Below are 15979 nucleotides of genomic sequence, written 5' to 3'. Positions count from 1 at the left end.
GCGGGCGCATCAGGGACTGGCCGCGTCGAAGCCGTAGCGCAGCGACCCGCCCCGCGCCCGCGGCTCGCGCCGGTAGACGTACAGCGCGTCGACCCGCACCCCCGACGACGGCGCGTCCAGCTCGCAGGGGCAGGTCACCTGGACCACCCCGGGCCGGTCGGCGACCCTCACCCGCAGCCCGTCGGCGGGCCCTCCGTCGAGCACAGCGACTTCCCACAACGTCGTACCGTCTCCATTCATGCACAACACTTTAATAGTTGCGCATCTTCTGAACTATCGTGAAATCCGTCACGCGGGAAAGCCCGAACCGGGGTTTCCGGCACCTTCTCGAGCCAGGAGCGGCAGCACACATGGGCGTCAGCCTCACCAAGGGCCAGAACGTCGTCCTCAACCAGGACGGCACCCCTCTCGCCGACGTCACCGTCGGCCTGGGCTGGGACGCGCGGCCGACCGGCGGTACGGACTTCGACCTGGACGCGTCCGCGGTCATCTGCGGGCCGGACATGAAGGCCGTCTCCGACGCGCACTTCGTCTTCTACAACAACCTCGCCAGCCCTGACGGCGCGGTCCGGCACACCGGGGACAACCTCACCGGTGAGGGCGAGGGCGACGACGAACAGATCCTCATCGACCTCGACCGCCTGGGAGAGGGGACGGGGCAGGTCGTGTTCGCCGTGTCCATCCACGCGGCCGGGACACGGGGCCAGAACTTCGGCCAGGTCGACGACGCCTTCATCCGGGTCGTGGACAACCTCACCGGCCGGGAGATGTGCCGGTACGAGCTCTCCCACGACGCCGCCGGAGAGACCGCGATGGTCTTCGGAGCCCTGTACCGCAGGGCCGGCGAGTGGAAGTTCCGCGCCATCGGCCAGGGCTACGCCTCGGGACTGAGCGGCATCGCCACCGACTACGGCGTGAACGTCGGCTGAGCCGCCCGGGGCGAAGGAGGGCGGCCCCGTTCCACCACCGCACGGATCAGGTCAGGTGGCGTCGGGGTCGACCGGCGGGCGCTCGGCCGCGGGACCGCCCACCCCCTTACGCAGGGAGACGGGGCCCTCGTGGGGGCCGGCCGGGGATTCCCGGGCGGCCCCGGCATCGGCCATGTCACGCACGGAATCCAGGGCCTCCTTCAGCTCCGGACGGGGATCCAGGGCGTTGCGGATCCCTTCCAGCCCCATGCCGTCACCGTCCAGGACGTGCTTGCGCACGAACGTCCGCGGGTTCAGGTCCTCGAACTCGAAGTCCTCGAACTCCGGTCCCAGGCCGTCACGGACATCCCGCTTCGCGCTCTCGGAGAACTCCCGGAATTTCCGGATGACCGCGGAGACGGTCCTGATCGCTTCGGGCAGCTTGTCCGGTCCGTAGAGGACGAGGGCGAGGACCACGAGCGTGGCCAGTTCCAGCACACCCACATCGGAGAACACGCCACCGCCTTCCGGGCCGCCGCGCTCCGCGTACCGTCGGAGGTTCCGCAGCGACATCCATAGTTACAAACTTGCGCAACCATGGAACCATAAGCGTCGCTCCGGCGTTGGACCGGATGACGACGCCAACCAGAGCAATGGAGGAACACTCGTGGGAGTCAGCCTGTCCAAGGGCGGAAACGTGTCGCTCAGCAAGGAGGCCCCCGGCCTCACCGCCGTGACGGTCGGACTCGGCTGGGACGTGCGGACCACCACCGGTGCCGATCACGACCTCGACGCCAGCGCCCTGCTGTGCACCGAGGCCGGCAAGGTGGTCTCCGACCGGCACTTCGTCTTCTACAACAACCTCAACAGCCCCGACGGCTCGGTCCAGCACACCGGCGACAACCTCACCGGCGAGGGCGAGGGCGACGACGAGTCCATCAACGTGGACCTGTCGACGGTGCCCGCCGAGGTCTCGAAGATCGTCTTCCCGGTCTCCATCCATGACGCGACGGCGCGCGGCCAGAGCTTCGGCCAGGTCCGCAACGCCTTCATCCGGGTGATCAACCGCTCCGACAACGTCGAACTGGCCCGCTACGACCTGAGCGAGGACGCCTCGACCGAGACCGCGATGGTCTTCGGCGAGCTCTACCGTCACGGCAGCGAGTGGAAGTTCCGCGCGGTGGGCCAGGGTTACGCCTCAGGTCTGGCGGGCATCGCCGCCGACTTCGGCGTCAACATCTGACGCCACGTACGGACAGCCGTACGACGGGGGACGAAGGCGGGCCCGGGGTTTTTCCCCCGGGCCCGCCTTCCGTCGTGGGTGCGCAGGGCCCGCCTTGCCTCGTGGGGTGCCCCTTGGGCCGGCCTTGCATCGCGGGGTGCCCTTGGGCCCGCCTTCCGTCATGTCGGCCGGGCCGGGGTCGACCGGGCTCCCGGCCACGCGGCGCCAAGTGCTCTACGCTGCCCATGTCCCCTGCCCAGCAGGTGAGTTCGCTGCGTTCCCCGGGCTTCGTCCTCCGGTGACCTCCACCGCCCGGCCGATGGGGTGCGCCTGCTCGCCCCTCGTCCTGGAGCCCAGATGAACACGTCACCGGAGAACCCCGAGCCCGGCCGCCCGCACCGCATGGACCCCGCCGGCGGCTGCCCGCACGCGGCGAACGCGAGTCTGCTGTCCCGGGGCGCGGTCACCGCCGTGGTGCTGCCGGGCGAGGTGGAGGGCATGGCGGTCCTCGGGCACACCGCCCTCAAGGAGTTCCTGGCGCACCCCGATGTGGCCAAGGACGCGCAGCACTTCACAGCGCTCCGGTCGGGCTCGATCCCGGACGGCTGGCCGTTGAGGACGTTCGCGACGGTGCAGGGCATGACCACCGCCGACGGGGCGGACCACCGGCGGCTGCGGGCCCTGGTGAGCAAGGCGTTCACCGCGCGGCGGGTGGAGGAACTACGGCCGCGGGTCGAGGCGTTGACCGCATCCCTGCTGGACGGGCTCGACCGTGCCGCCACTGCCGGGGGCGGTGTCGCCGACCTGCGTACGCACTTCGCGCTGCCCCTGCCCATGGGCGTCATCTGTGAACTGCTGGGGGTGGACGCCGCACATCACGACCGGCTGCACGACCTGTCCAACCGCATCGTCGCCACGGACATCGGTCCCGCGGAGTCGATGGCGGCCAACAGGGAGATGGTGGAGGTGCTGAGCACGGTCGCCGCGGCCCGGACGAAGGACCCGGGGGGCGATCTGATCAGCGCGCTGATCGCGGCCCGCGAGGACGACGGAGACCGGCTCGGCCCCCATGAGCTGATCGGCACACTGATGCTCACGATCATCGCCGGGCACGAGACGACACTCAACCTGATCACGAACGCCGTACGCGCCCTGTGCACCCACCGCGATCAGCTCGACCTCGTCCTGTCGGGCAGGGCGAGCTGGGCGGACGTGGTGGAGGAGACGCTGCGCTGGGACAGCCCGGTCAGCTACTTCCCGTTCCGCTATCCGACCCGTGACCTGACGCTGGAGGGCACGGTGATCCCCAAGGGGACCCCGGTGCTCGCCGGTTACTCGGCGGCGGGGCGCGACGAGAAGGCCCACGGTCCCGACGCCGGCCGCTTCGACATCACCCGCACGGGCGAGACCCGTCACCTCTCCCTCGGCCACGGCGCGCACTACTGCCTGGGCGCCCCACTGGCCCGGATGGAGAGCACGGCGGCACTCCGGGAGTTGTTCACCCGCTTCCCCGACCTCGACCTCGCCGTTCCGGACCCGGAACTGCCGCGCCACGCCTCCTTCGTGGGCAACAGCGTGCGAACCCTGCCGGTCCGCCTCCACGGCTGAGGCCGGGGCCTCCACGGCTGAGGCCGGGGCCTCGGGCGGCCGGAGCCGGGCCGACAGCGAAGAGATGGAGGAGCCTGTCGGGGCGAGTCCTTCCGTGCGGGCGACTGAACAGACGGCCACGCGGGTCCGTATGCACTGATGAAGTCCTTCCAACTGACGTCTTGTCGATGAAGGGAATGCCGGCATGAGCGCATCACAGGAGAGCCAGGTCCGCCTCGGGCGGCGCACCGTCGTGACCGTGGGAGCCGCGGGACTGGCCGCCGCCCTCACCGCGTGCGGAAGCGGGTCGAAGGACTCAGGCGGCTCGGACACGGTCGAACCGGCAGGGGAGGGCGGCGGCAGCGCGAACGCCGGTGCGCCGCTCACCGCGACCGCCGACATCCCGGAGGGCGGAGGAGTGGTCTTCGCCGACCAGGAGGTGGTGGTGACACAGCCGAAGGCCGGTGAGTTCAAGGCATTCTCGTCGAAGTGCACCCACCAGGGCTGTGCGGTGAAGGGGATCGCCGACGGTGTCATCACCTGCCCGTGCCACAACAGCACGTTCGACGCGGCGACCGGCGAGGTGACGGGCGGCCCGGCGACCCGGCCGCTGCCGGAGAAGCAGATCCGGGTCGAGGGAGGCTCCATCACCCTGGCGTGAGAGGGCGGTACGGCGGGAGCATTGCGTGATCACGACCGAGGCCCCATGCTTCCGGAACCGACCGGATCCTCAAGGGAAGGGCGTCCTGTGAACGCTGCCCAGCGCCGTGGCCGTCGGATCATGATGACCGACGCGGAGCGGGACGCCTACCTCACCGAACAGCGCACCTGCCGGGTCGCCACCGTCTCGCCCGAGGGCATGCCGCACGTGGCGGCCCTGTGGTTCGTGTGGGACGGCAGCTCCCTCTGGCTCTACTCGCTCGTCAGGAGTCTGCGCTGGTCGCAGCTCCGCCACACCCCGAAGGCCGCCGTGGTGGTGGACGACGGGGTGGAGTACGGCGAGCTGCGTGGGGTCGAGCTGTGCGGCGAGGTCTCCTTCGTCGGCGAGGTCCCCCGCACGGGCCGGGACTGCGCCGAGCTGGCCGCCCCGGAGAAGCTCTTCGCGGCCAAGTACTTCGGCCTGGACTCCCTGCCGCACGACGAACGGCACGCCTGGATCCGGCTCACGCCGCAGGCGGTCAGGTCCTGGGACTTCACGAAGCTGTCAGGCCCGGTCTGAGCGTGTCCCGGGGGTGGGGCCCTGCCGAGGACCCAGGTATTTCTCGGGCGGCCACGGCCCGGGTCCCTCAGGAAACCGGCGCGTGGAGAGCCCGGCCCGCGGAGCGCAGGGCCCCGACCGCGGCCCTGATCGACGGCCGTCGGTCCGCGTCGGCGCGCCACACCGCGTGGACATGACGCCGCATCGGCTGCCGGACGGGCACCAGACGCACCCCGTCCGGCACCGGCCCCCGCCCCAGCCTGGGCGCCACACAGACTCCGAACCCCGCTGCGATCAGAGCGAGTTGGGTGTGATGTTCGCCGGCCAGATGTGCGATCCGAGGCTCGATCCCCTTGGAGCGCAGGGTGAACATCAGCCAGTCGTAGCAGAATTCACCCTCCGGCCAGGACACCCAGTCGTCGTCGGCGAAGTCCTCCATGTCCACCTCGGTCCGGCCCGCGAGCGGATGATCCGCCGGCATGGCGATGTCCGGTGCGTCGTCCAGGAGCTCGGCCTTGGCCAGGCCTCCGGGGACCGGCAGGCGCTTGTTGCTCCAGTCGAGCACCACGGCGAGGTCCACGTCGCCCCGGAGCACCGCGCGGATCCCACTCTCCGGCTCCAGCTCGGTCGTACGGAGCCTGAGATCGGGGTGCTCGGCGCGCAGCCTGGCGAGAGCCGCCGGGAACAGGCCCCGCGCCGCCGTCGGGAACGCCGAGAGCCGGACCTCACCCACCACCTGACCGCGCTGGGCCTCGATGTCGGACTGCGCGATCTCCACCTGCGAGAGGATCTTCGCCGCGTGGTCCGCGAGCAGCCTGCCGGCATCGGTGAGACGGATACCCCGCCCGTTCTTGGCCAGCAGTTGCTGCCCGACCTCGCGTTCCAGTTTGGCCATCTGCTGGGACACCGCGGAGGTGGTGACATGGAGGCCGTCGGCCGCCCCGCCCACCGAGCCGTGCCGGGCGAGGGCATCCAGTGTCCGTAGGCGCTCCAGATTCAACATGTAAGCGATGCTACGACAATCGACCAAGAAAATCTCGCTTGTTCTAAGCTGTTCCACTCGCCATGGTTGACGCATGAGCGCTGCAGCCGGACCAGGATCCGCGCCTTCCTCCGACACGCCCCCACCCGGACCACCTGTGCGACGGCCGGCCCTGGACTGGCGTATCCGCTTCACGGCACTGTCGCTGATCTGGGGGTTCAGTTTCCTGCTGATCAAGGTCGGCACCGACGGGTACGCCCCGTTCCAGGTGACCTTCGGCAGGCTGCTGGCCGGAACGGTGGTCCTCGCGGTCGCCATGGTGGTGCGCCGCGAGCGGCTGCCGCGCACGGGCAGGATCTGGGGCCACCTCTTCGTCGCGGCGTTCTTCCTCAACGCGTTGCCGTTCTCGCTCTTCGCGTACGCCGAACTGACCATCCCGTCCACACTCGCCGGCATCTGCAACGCGACCTCACCCCTGTGGGGCATGGCGCTCTCGGTGGTCGCACTCTCCGAGGACCGGCCGACCCGCCGTCGCGTCGCGGGGCTCGGCCTCGGGTTCATCGGCGTACTGACGGTGCTGGGCGCCTGGCAGGGGTTCTCGGGGCTGGACGTGACCGGCACGGCGATGGCCCTGCTCGCGTCGCTCAGCTACCCGGTCGGCTGGATCTACGTCCGTCGCACCCTGGCCGGCACGGGCTCGTCGACGCTCTCGCTGACCGGTAGCCAGCTCTTCCTTGGGACAGTGCAACTCGCCCTCGTCGTACCGATGTTCACGGACATGCCCACGCACGCCCCGCTGCTGCCCACGCTCGCCGTCATCGCTCTGGGAGCGCTCGGCACCGGGCTCGCCGTCCTCCTGCAGTACGGTCTCGTCGAGGAAGTCGGCCCCACGACGGCACAGATGGTCACCTACTTCATCCCGGTGATCGCCACGGCGGCCGGAGTGACGCTGCTCGGGGAGCGGTTGAACTGGAACACGCCGGTCGGAGCCCTGATCGTCCTCGCGGGCGCCGCTCTCACGCAGAGCGGGAGCCGCGGCTCCGCCGGCGTCTCCCGTCGCGTCGCCGGTGCCGGACCTGCCGGCCGGGGCACCTCCCGCCGCACCGTCGACGCCGGGCCGGTCAGCCGTAGCTGACCGGGCGGGCGGGCGGTGCGGCCGCCGCCACCGCGTCGGCCAGGGGCTCGATGTCCGCTGCGGACAGTGTCGAGACCGTCAGCCGCACCCCCGGCGGCGAGGCGATCCGGAAACGCGCTCCCGGGGCCACCGCCCAGCCGGCGTGCAGCAGTCTTGCGACCGCCCCGGTCTCGTCGCCTACGGGCACCCATACGTTCATCCCCGTCCGCCCGTACGCCTCGATGCCCCGCTCCCCCAGCGCCCGGACGAGCGCGTCCCTGCGCTCCCCGTAGGAGCGGGCCACGGCCGGCGTGTCGACGGCCCCCGTCGCCCACAGGTGCGCGACGGTCCGCTGCAGCAGTCCGCTCACCCAGCCGGGCCCGAGACGCTGACGCCCCGTCACCCGGTCCACTGTCAGCTCGTCGCCGGTGAGCAGGGCGAGCCGCAGATCGGGGCCGTACGCCTTGGAGACGGACCGCACGAAGGCCCAGCGCTCCGTCACCCCCGCGAGGGGATGCACCGGCAGGTCGACGATGGCGTGGCCGTGGTCGTCCTCGATCAGCAGCACCCCGGGATGCTCCGCGAGGACGGACCGCAGTTCCTCGGCCCGCCGGCCCGTCACCGTCGCACCGGTCGGATTCTGTGCCCGGTCGGTGACCACCAGGGCCCCGGCCCCCGCCCGCAGGGCTCGCTCCACCTCTCCGGGCAGTGGGCCCTCCTCGTCCAGTGCAACCGGCACGACACGCATACCGAGGGCGGGGACGAGGTCCAGCAGGGCTCCCCATCCCGGATCCTCGACAGCCACCGCGTCACCCGGCCTGAGGTGCGCGGCGAGCACCCGCTCGATCGCGTCGAGGGACCCGGACGCGACGGCGACCGGCCCGCCGGGCACACCGTCGGCATCCAGCCCGGCCCGCGCGATCTCCGCGAACCGGGGTGTCACCGCCGCGTCGCCGTAGAGCTGCGGCTCCCGGCCGTACGCCGTCGCGGCCACCGCCAGCGCCTCGCCGAGCCCGGGCAGCAGGGCGGGGTCGGGATTGCCGTCACCCAGGTCACGCACGCCCGGAGGCGCCTCCACCCGGAGCGAGCCGCGTGCCGTGCTCGCGGGGCGCGGCCGCACCCGGCTGCCCCGGCGCCCGGCGGTCTCGATCACCCCGCGCTCACGGAGGGACCGGTAGGCGGCGGCCACCGTATTGGGATTGACACCGAGCCGCGTCGCCAACTCCCTCATGGGCGGCAGGACATGACCGGGAGCGAGGTCACCCGAGGCGACCCCGCGCTCCACACTCGCGGCAATCTCCGATGCGCGCCGCCCACTGATCCGATACTCTCCTAGCACAAACAAGATTATGCACTAGTGCAATGGAGAACGCAATGCCGGACACCGCCACGCCCGACAGCACCGGCCTCCCCGGGACTGCCGCCTACGAGCCGACGGAGCGCACGGTCCCCAGCCGCGCCAAACAGCGCGCCTCGTACGACAAGGAGACGGTGCACTCGATACTCGACGCGGCCTACCTGTGCCATCTCGGCTTCGTCCGTGAGGGCGCACCGGTCGTGCTGCCCACCCTGTTCGGCCGGATCGACGACCGGTTGTACGTCCACGGCTCGACCGGATCGCGCCCGCTGCGCGCGACCGGTGCGGCGGATCCGGGCCTCGCCGTCTGCCTGACCGTGACACATGTGGACGGCCTGGTGCTGGCCCGTTCCGCCTTCCACCACTCGATGAACTACCGCTCCGTCGTGGTCCACGGCATCGCCCGGACGGTGACCGACCCGCAGGAGCGGCGCGTCGCACTCGACGCCATCGTCGACCAGGTGGTCCCGGGCAGGTCGAGGGACTCGCGCCCGGCGGACACGAAGGAGCTGGCAGCGACCGCGGTGATCCGCCTCGACCTCGACGAGGTCTCCGCCAAGATCCGTACAGGCGGCCCGAACGACGAGCCGGAGGACCTCGCGCTCCCCCACTGGGCGGGCGTGATCCCGGTGGCCCGGAGTTACGGGACCCCGCTGCCGTCCGACGACCTGGACCCCGCCGTCCTGGTGCCGGACTACCTCACCGCGCTCCAGGGTGACGGCGACGGAGCGCCCGCGTCCTCCTGAGCGCGCGGGGCCCGGGGCCCTACGGCGAGGCCGGCGGCCGGGACAGCTCGGCCCCCGCACCGGCCGGTTCCTGCGCCTCCGTCGCCCCGGCCGCCGTCACCCCCGGCCCCGATACCACCGGTCCCGACGGAGGCTTGGGCGCGGACGACTGCGCGATGAAGGCGCCGATCAGCACCACACCGCCTCCCACCAGCTGTGGCAGGGAGAGGTGCTCGCCCAGGAGCACCCAGGCGAGCACGGTGGCGACGACCGCCTCGAGGCAGGCGACGACACCGGCGACCTGTGGCGAGAGCAGGCGCACCGACACCACACCGGTCGCGTAGGCCAGCACGGTCGCGAGCAGCACGATCCAGCAGAGCAGCAGCCAGGCTGGCACGTCGTGCCCGTTCATCTCCGCGCTCCCGCCGAGGACCGCCCACTCCATGGCCCAGGGGCCGGCCACCACCGTGAGCACGGCCGCGCCGGCCAGCAGCCCGTACGCGATCACGCCCAGGGGGTGCGGAGGCTGGGAGTCCGCGGTGTCCCCGTGTCCGGCTCCCTGGTCGGACAGGACGAAGTAACCCACCTGGCAGCACGCCGCGCCGAGCGCGAGCAGCAGCCCGACCGCGTCGAAGCTCAGTCCGGCCCACACCTCGACGACGCAGGCGAGCCCGCCGACCGCCAGCACCACCCCGGCGGCGGCGGCGCGGGTGACGGGGCGCCGCTGCACGAAGCGGACCCAGCCGAGGACCAGAGCGGGCGCCAGGTATTCGACGAGGAGAGCGACGCCGACCGGGATGCGCGAGATCGAGGCGAAGTAGAAGGCCTGGACGCCTGCCACGGCGAACAACCCGAAACCGGCCAGCAGTACGGGCCGCTCCCGCAGGAGATTCCGGTGCCGCCAGGCCACCGGCAGCATGACCAGTGCGGCGCCGGTCACCCGGAGCCAGACCACGTGCAACGGGTCCAGGCCCGCCTCGATCAGCGGCTTGGCCGCAACCCCTGAACCACCGAACGCGAAGGCCGAGGCAAGGGCCAGGCCCAGACCGGCACTTCTCTTCTGAGACGCGTGCATCGGCACATCATGGCAGCAGGCGTCAGCAGCGTCACCCCCGTCACACCTGTCCCCCGCGTGTCCATGATCACCCCTGCAGGTCCCGCTCCGCCCGGAGGTCCGCCGCACGGACACTCAACGGCTCCACGGCGACCCCGGCCCGGTCCAGCACCTCGACCGCGCGGCAGCGCGGGTCCGCGACCAGCGCAGCCAGCAGATCGAGGCCGTCGGCATGGAGTTCCCCGCGCCGGAGCGCGCTGCGGGCGGCACGGTCCATCGCCGCCGACGCCGAGGGCGACCACCCCTCACCCGCGGGTTCCGGTACGGCCGGGAAGCCCCCCGAATCCTCCTGCGTCCCCTGCCAGCGGAGGCCGTATCCGATGCTGCGTTGCACGAGGTATCCGAGCACCTTGGCCAGCTGCGGGCCGCCGGCGAAGGCCTCCCGGACCACGGGGTCGGACTCCACCAGGGAGTGCAGGAGATGTGCAGTGTCGACGTGACGGTCACCGTCGCGCACCGCCCGCCTGCGCGCGCCGGTCACCACGACGGTCGTCGCGGAACTCAGCCCGGCACCGGCCCACGGGTGGTTCGGCGGGGCTTGCTCGGGGATCCCTGATGTCCGGATGTGCACCTCTCCACCCCATCAGTCCCGGGGAGCGGAAACATCCCCGGCGCGGCCCATCCGTCATCCCGCAGAAGTCGGGGGCCGCAGGTGGCTCCGTCATCCTTGCGGATGAGATCACGCCGTGGCGGGGTGCAGGGCAGTGGTCGCAGTGCCCTGAGGCCGGCAGGATCCGTGCGGAGACAGACAGAAGAAGGGCCCCACGAGGGGGCCCTTCTCCGCGTGCGCGTGCCGCACGGCTCAGTCCTCGTCGGCGAGGATCAGGTACAGCTTCTTCCGGGCGTCGTTGATCACCGTGAGCGCCTTCTGCCGCTGATCGGCCGAGCCGGTCTTCCAGACCTGGCCGAACGCCTCCATCAGGCCGAAACCGGCCTGCCGGATCTCGTTCACGCCCTCCCAGTCGACGCCGCGCCCCGCCTCCTCCCAGGGGGCGTCGGGGCCGGACTCGGCCTCGCCGCGTCCCAGGTCGGTGAGGGTGAACAACTTCTTGCCGCCCTCGCTGGCGCTGACGATCAGGCCCTCGTCCTCCAGCAGCTGGAGGGTGGGGTACACCGAGCCGGGGCTGGGCTTCCAGGCCCCGCCACTGCGCTCGCCGATCTCCTGGATCATCTCGTATCCGTGCATCGAGCGGTCCGTGAGCAGGGCGAGGATCGACGCGCGTACGTCACCGCGCCTCGCCCTTCCCCGGCCGCCTCCCCGGCCGCGCCCGCCGCCGAAGGGCCCACCACCGAAGGGGCCGCCGCCGAAGGGCGGTCCGAACGGTCCGAACGCGGCGCGGCCGCCTTCGGAGTCTCCCCTGCCGGCGCCTCGGCGCCCGGGTCCGCATCCGTGGTCGTTTCCATGTGAACGCATGACGCGCTCCTCTCGTCGTTATGACTCCGCGACTCTTCATCGAACTGTCGCGATCCCTCAACGATATATCGGAAGCTATCGCATGACAAGGCCCCTGGGTCAGGCCTCCCGTTTCCGGCTCCCGTCGGGCGATTCGGCGGCGGAAGGCCCGCCCGCCCGCCTCCGGGCTGTCAGCACGGTCTTCTAAGGTCACCGCATGACCGAGCCCCGCTACCTCACCGCCGTCCGCGAGTCCTACGACACCGTCGCCGCCGCATACGCCGAACGCGTCAAGTCCCCGGCGGAACTCGACCCGTTGTCACGCGGGATGCTGGCCGCCTTCGCCGAGCTCGTGCGGACAGCCGGGCTCGGCCCTGTCGGAGACCTCGGGTGCGGCCCCGGCAAGATCACGGCGCATCTGGCGGAACTGGGGCTGTCCGTCCTCGGCATCGACCTGTCCCCGAAGATGATCGAGCTGGCAGGCCGGGCCCGTCCGGACCTGGACTTCACCGTGGGGTCGATGACGGCGACGCCCGTCCGGGACGGTGCGCTGGGTGGCGTCCTGGCCTACTACTCGACCCACCACACGCCTCCCGAGGCGCTTCCCGTCGTGTACGCCGAGTTCCACCGCGTGCTCGCACCGGGCGGCCACCTGATGCTGGCCGGCCACGTGGGGGAGGACGAGGTCCTGCGTCCGACGCAGGCATACGGAGGCCACCCGGTGTCGTACGAGTCCCACCTGGTACCGCCGGACCGGATAGCCGCTCTCCTGGGCGGGGCCGGACTCGAGATCAGCGCCCGTCTGCTGGAGGAACCCGGCGAAGGGACGAAGAGGCGGATCGCCACCTTCCTGGCCCGCAGAACCGCGCAGCCGTGAGCACAGTCGCCTCCAGGTGGACCGGACCGCGCCGGGGCCGCGTATCCCGAATTGGCCTTGGACCGCCCTGGGCGGGCCGCCTACCGTCGACCCCATGAAGATCCGGATCGTCGACGCGTTCACCGACCGCCCGTTCGCCGGCAACCCCGCAGGAGTCGTGATCCTGGATCCCGGCGTGTTCCCCGAGGACGACCGCCTCCAGCGGGTCGCCTCCGAGGTCAACCTCTCCGAGACCGCGTTCGCCCTTCCGCTGCCGGAGGGCGGCGACGCCGACTGGGCGCTGCGCTGGTTCACCCCGACCACCGAGGTCGATCTCTGCGGGCACGCGACGCTCGCCGCCGCGCATGTCCTGCACACCACCGGGGTGGCGAGCGGCACGGTCCGCCACGCCACCCGCTCCGGAGTCCTGCGCACCACCGCCCATGACGACGGCACCCTGACGCTGGACTTCCCCACCGCGCCGCTGACACCCGTGTCCGCCCCGCCGGGGCTGGCCGCCGCACTCGGCGCCACGCCGCTCTCCCTCCACGACACGGGCGAGCACGTCGGCGACCTGCTCGTGGAACTGCCCGACGAAGCGGCCGTACGAGCACTGCGGCCGGACTTCCGCGCGCTCGCCGGCTGCTCCCGGCGGGGCGTCATCGCCACGGCGCCGGCCGCGGACCCCACGAGCGCCTACGACTTCGTCTCGCGCGGCTTCTTCCCCGCGGTCGGCATCGACGAGGACCCGGTGACCGGAAGCGCCCACACCGCCCTGGCACCGTTCTGGGCGGCCCGGTTCGGCCGCCACGACCTCGTGGGGCTCCAGGCGTCCGCCCGCTCGGGGCTGGTCCGCACCTCGCTGCGCGGGGAACGCACCCTGCTGACCGGAAGCGCCGTCACGGTGATCGACGGGGAACTGCTCACCGGGCTGTGAGACACGGGACAGGGCCGCCCGCTCACGGGGTGGGCAGCCAGTCCACCTTCCCCGCCAGAAGCGCATATCCGACGAACGCCCCGATGTCGAGCAGGGCGTGGGCGACGACCAGCGGCCCGACCCGCCCCCAGCGCCGGTACAGCAGGACGAAGACCACGCCCATGACCATGTTCCCGATGAAGCCGCCGATCCCCTGGTACAGGTGGTAGGAGCCACGCAGCACGGAGCTCGCCACCAGGGCGGCCATCGGCGTCCATCCCAGCTGCCCCAGCCGTCGCAGCAGATAGCCGACGACGATGACCTCCTCCACGAGCGAGTTCTGCACCGCGGAGAGGATGAGTACGGGGAACTTCCACCACACGTCGGGCAGCGACTCCGGCACCACCGTCAGGTTGAACCCGGCGGCACGTACCACCAGGTAGAACGCCAGCCCGGCGCTGCCGATCCCCGCCGCGATCAGGGTTCCCCGGCCCAGGTCCGGCCCGGGCCTGGTGCGGTCGAGACCGAGGGTCCGCAGACCCGCGCCCTCGCGGAGGAGCAGATGGGCGACGAGTGCGACCGGCACCAGCGCCGAGGCGATGCCGAACAGCTGCCAGGCCAGGTCCAGCCAGGGCCGCCCGGGTGCGTAGGACCCGTTCAGGGTCGCCGCCTGGTCCTTGAGCCCCCCGGGTTTCGTCAGCGAGCCGATGAAGCTGATCAGGGCGGACACCCCACTGGCCCCGAGCGAGAGAGCCAGTACGAGCAGCGTCTCCGACCGCAGGATCCGCCGGGACACCCCCTCGTGAGGAATGGATTCAGCCACGCGCCCCGCCTCCACCTGTACAGCTGCCGTCAGCCGTGCGTCGTCATAGCTTGCCCGACGGGAAGGGGGAGGCGGGACACCGGGCGGGCTCCTCCTCAGGGGGCGGGGAACCCGACGGGCCAGGTGTGCACCGGCTCACCGATCTGCATCAGCTCGCCGTAGCGCCGGGTGGTGGCCGCCAGCGCACCTTCCCGTTCGAGACCTGCCTTCAGGGCCCGGTGGTAGGTGTCGACCTGCCACGAGGCACCGTTCACGCCGAGCCTGCAGCGCTCCTCGATGACGCCGAGGTAGCGGTCGCGGTCGGCGGGTTCGATGTTCCAGGCGTCGAGCCCGGCGGCCGCCAGCGGCAACAGTTCGTCCCGCACGAGCTTCACCGCCGGGACCTTCGCCACCCCGCCGGAGCGGCCGGGGCGCGGCCAGAGCAGCTCGGCGTCGATCCCGTGGCGGCACGCGGCGTCGAAGTTCTCGGCCGCCGCCTCGAATGGCAGTTTCGACCACACGGGCCGGGACTCGTCGGCGAGCGCGCGCACCAGCCCGTAGTAGAAGGCGGAGTTGGCGATCACGTCGACGACGGTGGGGCCGGCGGGCAGGACCCGGTTCTCGACCCTCAGATGGGGCACGCCGTCGGCCACCCCGTACACCGGCCGGTTCCACCGGTAGACCGTGCCGTTGTGCAGGACGAGTTCGGCGAGTGACGGTACGCCGCCCTCGGCCAGGACCCGCAGCGGATCCTCCTCGTCACAGATCGGCAGCAGCGGCGGGTAGTAGCGGACGTTCTCCTCGAAGAGCTCGTACGCCGAATCGATCCAGCGCTCCCCGAACCAGGTCCTGGGGCGTACCCCCTGATTCCGCAGCTCGGGCGGTCGTACGTCCGTGGCCTGCTGGAACAGCGGCGGCCTCGACTCGCGCCACAGTTCCTTGCCGAACAGGAAGGGCGAGTTGGCCCCCAGGGCGATCTGCACGGCGGTGACGGCTTGGGCGGCGTTCCAGACGTCCGCGAAGCGGTCGGGCGTCACCTGGAGGTGCAACTGGACCGATGTGCAGGCCGATTCGGGAGCGATCGAGGCGGAGGTCGAAACCAGTCGTTCGACGCCTTCGATATCGAGGACGAATTCCTCGCCGCGGGCAGCAGCCATTTGGTCGTTCAGGAGCGTGTAACGATCGACGTCCGACAGGTTCGCCGATACCACGTCCTCCCGCCCGAGGGTCGGCAGGATGCCGATCATCACGATCCCGGCGTCCACCTCCGCGGCCTTCCGATGGGCATATGCAAGGCCCGTACGCAGCTCCTCCGCCAGCTGATCGAATACCCGGCCGCTCAGCCGGTGGGGAAGAATATTCACTTCCAGGTTGAACATCCCCAGCTCCGTCTGGAAATCCCGGCTGGCGATGCGCTGGAGCACCTCCGCATTCCGCATCCTCGGCATGCCGTCCGAACCCGCGAGATTCAGCTCGATCTCCAGCCCCATGAGATTCCTGGGGCGATCGAACCTCCGCTCCGACAGGAGCCTCTCCAGCCCGGTCAGGCACTGGGTGAGCTTCTCGCGGTACGCCTGCCGATCGGACGGGGCGAACGCGCCCGCCACGACCTTCTCGCCCATCGAAGGGTCCCTCCTCGAGTGGGCGGCCCGCGGCACAGGCCGCTCGTATCACGATCGATAATGCCCCGACGAGATGATCCGTAACGCCCCCACGGCCGACGAGCACCCAGTAGTCTGGTGACTGGAGCCGGAGGCACATTCCGAAGGCATGGGGCATATGCAGTTGCCGCGTCGGGTCGCACA

General features: G+C 71.3%; 18 protein-coding genes. 9 read left to right on the top strand and 9 right to left on the bottom strand.

Features of this window, described 5'->3' with window-relative positions; translation table 11 throughout:
* Window positions 1-9: 9 nt before the first annotated feature.
* A complete protein-coding gene (locus tag P8A20_RS32015) occupies window positions 10-240 on the bottom strand; it encodes a hypothetical protein (protein ID WP_306104744.1) in 231 nt (76 codons plus the stop codon).
* A 110-nt stretch (window positions 241-350) separates the two neighbouring features.
* Between P8A20_RS32015 and P8A20_RS32010 the strand changes: the two genes are divergently transcribed.
* Window positions 351-929 (top strand): TerD family protein, encoded by a 579-nt coding sequence (locus tag P8A20_RS32010; protein WP_147962486.1) that lies wholly within the window; start codon window positions 351-353, stop codon window positions 927-929.
* 51 nt (window positions 930-980) lie between these two features.
* Here P8A20_RS32010 and P8A20_RS32005 read toward each other — a convergent pair whose 3' ends face one another.
* Window positions 981-1424, bottom strand: coding sequence for a sec-independent translocase (locus tag P8A20_RS32005; protein ID WP_147962485.1), 444 nt, complete (start codon window positions 1422-1424; stop codon window positions 981-983).
* A 151-nt stretch (window positions 1425-1575) separates the two neighbouring features.
* Here P8A20_RS32005 and P8A20_RS32000 point away from each other — a divergent pair, with 151 nt between their 5' ends.
* The 4 genes from P8A20_RS32000 (at window position 1576) to P8A20_RS31985 (ending at window position 4936) form a co-directional block, all read left to right on the top strand.
* Complete coding sequence (locus P8A20_RS32000) at window positions 1576-2151, top strand: TerD family protein (RefSeq protein WP_306104743.1); 576 nt, start codon at window positions 1576-1578, stop codon at window positions 2149-2151.
* Window positions 2152-2487: 336 nt separating this feature from the next.
* On the top strand, window positions 2488-3738 hold the full coding sequence (locus P8A20_RS31995; protein WP_306104742.1) for a cytochrome P450 family protein: 1251 nt from the start codon (window positions 2488-2490) through the stop codon (window positions 3736-3738).
* A gap of 184 nt (window positions 3739-3922) precedes the next feature.
* Window positions 3923-4378, top strand: a complete 456-nt coding sequence (locus tag P8A20_RS31990) for a Rieske (2Fe-2S) protein (RefSeq protein ID WP_306104741.1) — start codon at window positions 3923-3925, stop codon at window positions 4376-4378.
* An 87-nt stretch (window positions 4379-4465) separates the two neighbouring features.
* Window positions 4466-4936, top strand: a complete 471-nt coding sequence (locus P8A20_RS31985) for a pyridoxamine 5'-phosphate oxidase family protein (protein WP_306104740.1) — start codon at window positions 4466-4468, stop codon at window positions 4934-4936.
* Window positions 4937-5003: 67 nt separating this feature from the next.
* On the opposite strand, the gene P8A20_RS31980 is transcribed toward P8A20_RS31985, so the two are convergent.
* Window positions 5004-5918 carry a LysR family transcriptional regulator gene (locus P8A20_RS31980; RefSeq protein ID WP_147962481.1) on the bottom strand — a complete coding sequence of 305 codons (915 nt, stop codon included), beginning with the start codon at window positions 5916-5918 and terminating at the stop codon, window positions 5004-5006.
* Between the two features lie 73 nt (window positions 5919-5991).
* Between P8A20_RS31980 and P8A20_RS31975 the strand changes: the two genes are divergently transcribed.
* A complete protein-coding gene (locus P8A20_RS31975) occupies window positions 5992-7032 on the top strand; it encodes a DMT family transporter (protein WP_261988913.1) in 1041 nt (346 codons plus the stop codon).
* Here the strand turns inward: P8A20_RS31975 and P8A20_RS31970 are convergent.
* The gene (locus P8A20_RS31970) at window positions 7019-8350 is read right to left on the bottom strand and encodes an aminotransferase class I/II-fold pyridoxal phosphate-dependent enzyme (protein WP_306104739.1); all 1332 of its coding nucleotides are present in this window, start codon (window positions 8348-8350) and stop codon (window positions 7019-7021) included. The genes P8A20_RS31975 and P8A20_RS31970 overlap by 14 nt on opposite strands.
* 35 nt (window positions 8351-8385) lie before the next feature.
* Between P8A20_RS31970 and P8A20_RS31965 the strand changes: the two genes are divergently transcribed.
* Entirely contained in the window at window positions 8386-9114 is a 729-nt protein-coding gene (locus P8A20_RS31965; RefSeq protein WP_306104738.1) for a pyridoxamine 5'-phosphate oxidase family protein, read from the top strand.
* Window positions 9115-9133: 19 nt separating this feature from the next.
* On the opposite strand, the gene P8A20_RS31960 is transcribed toward P8A20_RS31965, so the two are convergent.
* The 3 genes from P8A20_RS31960 to P8A20_RS31950 form a co-directional block, all read right to left on the bottom strand.
* Window positions 9134-10168 (bottom strand): EamA family transporter, encoded by a 1035-nt coding sequence (locus tag P8A20_RS31960; RefSeq protein WP_306104737.1) that lies wholly within the window; start codon window positions 10166-10168, stop codon window positions 9134-9136.
* Between the two features lie 67 nt (window positions 10169-10235).
* Complete coding sequence (locus tag P8A20_RS31955; RefSeq protein WP_371606599.1) at window positions 10236-10778, bottom strand: Clp protease N-terminal domain-containing protein; 543 nt, start codon at window positions 10776-10778, stop codon at window positions 10236-10238.
* Between the two features lie 231 nt (window positions 10779-11009).
* Complete coding sequence (locus tag P8A20_RS31950; protein ID WP_147962477.1) at window positions 11010-11621, bottom strand: PadR family transcriptional regulator; 612 nt, start codon at window positions 11619-11621, stop codon at window positions 11010-11012.
* A 196-nt stretch (window positions 11622-11817) separates the two neighbouring features.
* Here P8A20_RS31950 and P8A20_RS31945 point away from each other — a divergent pair, with 196 nt between their 5' ends.
* Window positions 11818-12477 carry a class I SAM-dependent methyltransferase gene (locus P8A20_RS31945; RefSeq protein WP_306104736.1) on the top strand — a complete coding sequence of 220 codons (660 nt, stop codon included), beginning with the start codon at window positions 11818-11820 and terminating at the stop codon, window positions 12475-12477.
* A gap of 94 nt (window positions 12478-12571) precedes the next feature.
* The gene (locus P8A20_RS31940) at window positions 12572-13393 is read left to right on the top strand and encodes a PhzF family protein (RefSeq protein WP_147962475.1); all 822 of its coding nucleotides are present in this window, start codon (window positions 12572-12574) and stop codon (window positions 13391-13393) included.
* 22 nt (window positions 13394-13415) lie between these two features.
* Here P8A20_RS31940 and P8A20_RS31935 read toward each other — a convergent pair whose 3' ends face one another.
* Entirely contained in the window at window positions 13416-14195 is a 780-nt protein-coding gene (locus P8A20_RS31935) for a CPBP family intramembrane glutamic endopeptidase (protein WP_306104735.1), read from the bottom strand.
* 95 nt (window positions 14196-14290) lie between these two features.
* Window positions 14291-15796, bottom strand: a complete 1506-nt coding sequence (locus tag P8A20_RS31930) for a glutamate-cysteine ligase family protein (protein ID WP_147962473.1) — start codon at window positions 15794-15796, stop codon at window positions 14291-14293.
* Window positions 15797-15979 lie beyond the last annotated feature (183 nt).

This window comes from Streptomyces sp. Alt3 (assembly GCF_030719215.1).
GTDB classification, from domain to species: Bacteria; Actinomycetota; Actinomycetes; order Streptomycetales; family Streptomycetaceae; genus Streptomyces; species Streptomyces glycanivorans.
Note: the sequence above shows the minus strand (reverse complement) of the source record. Positions and strands in the feature narration are given on the sequence as shown.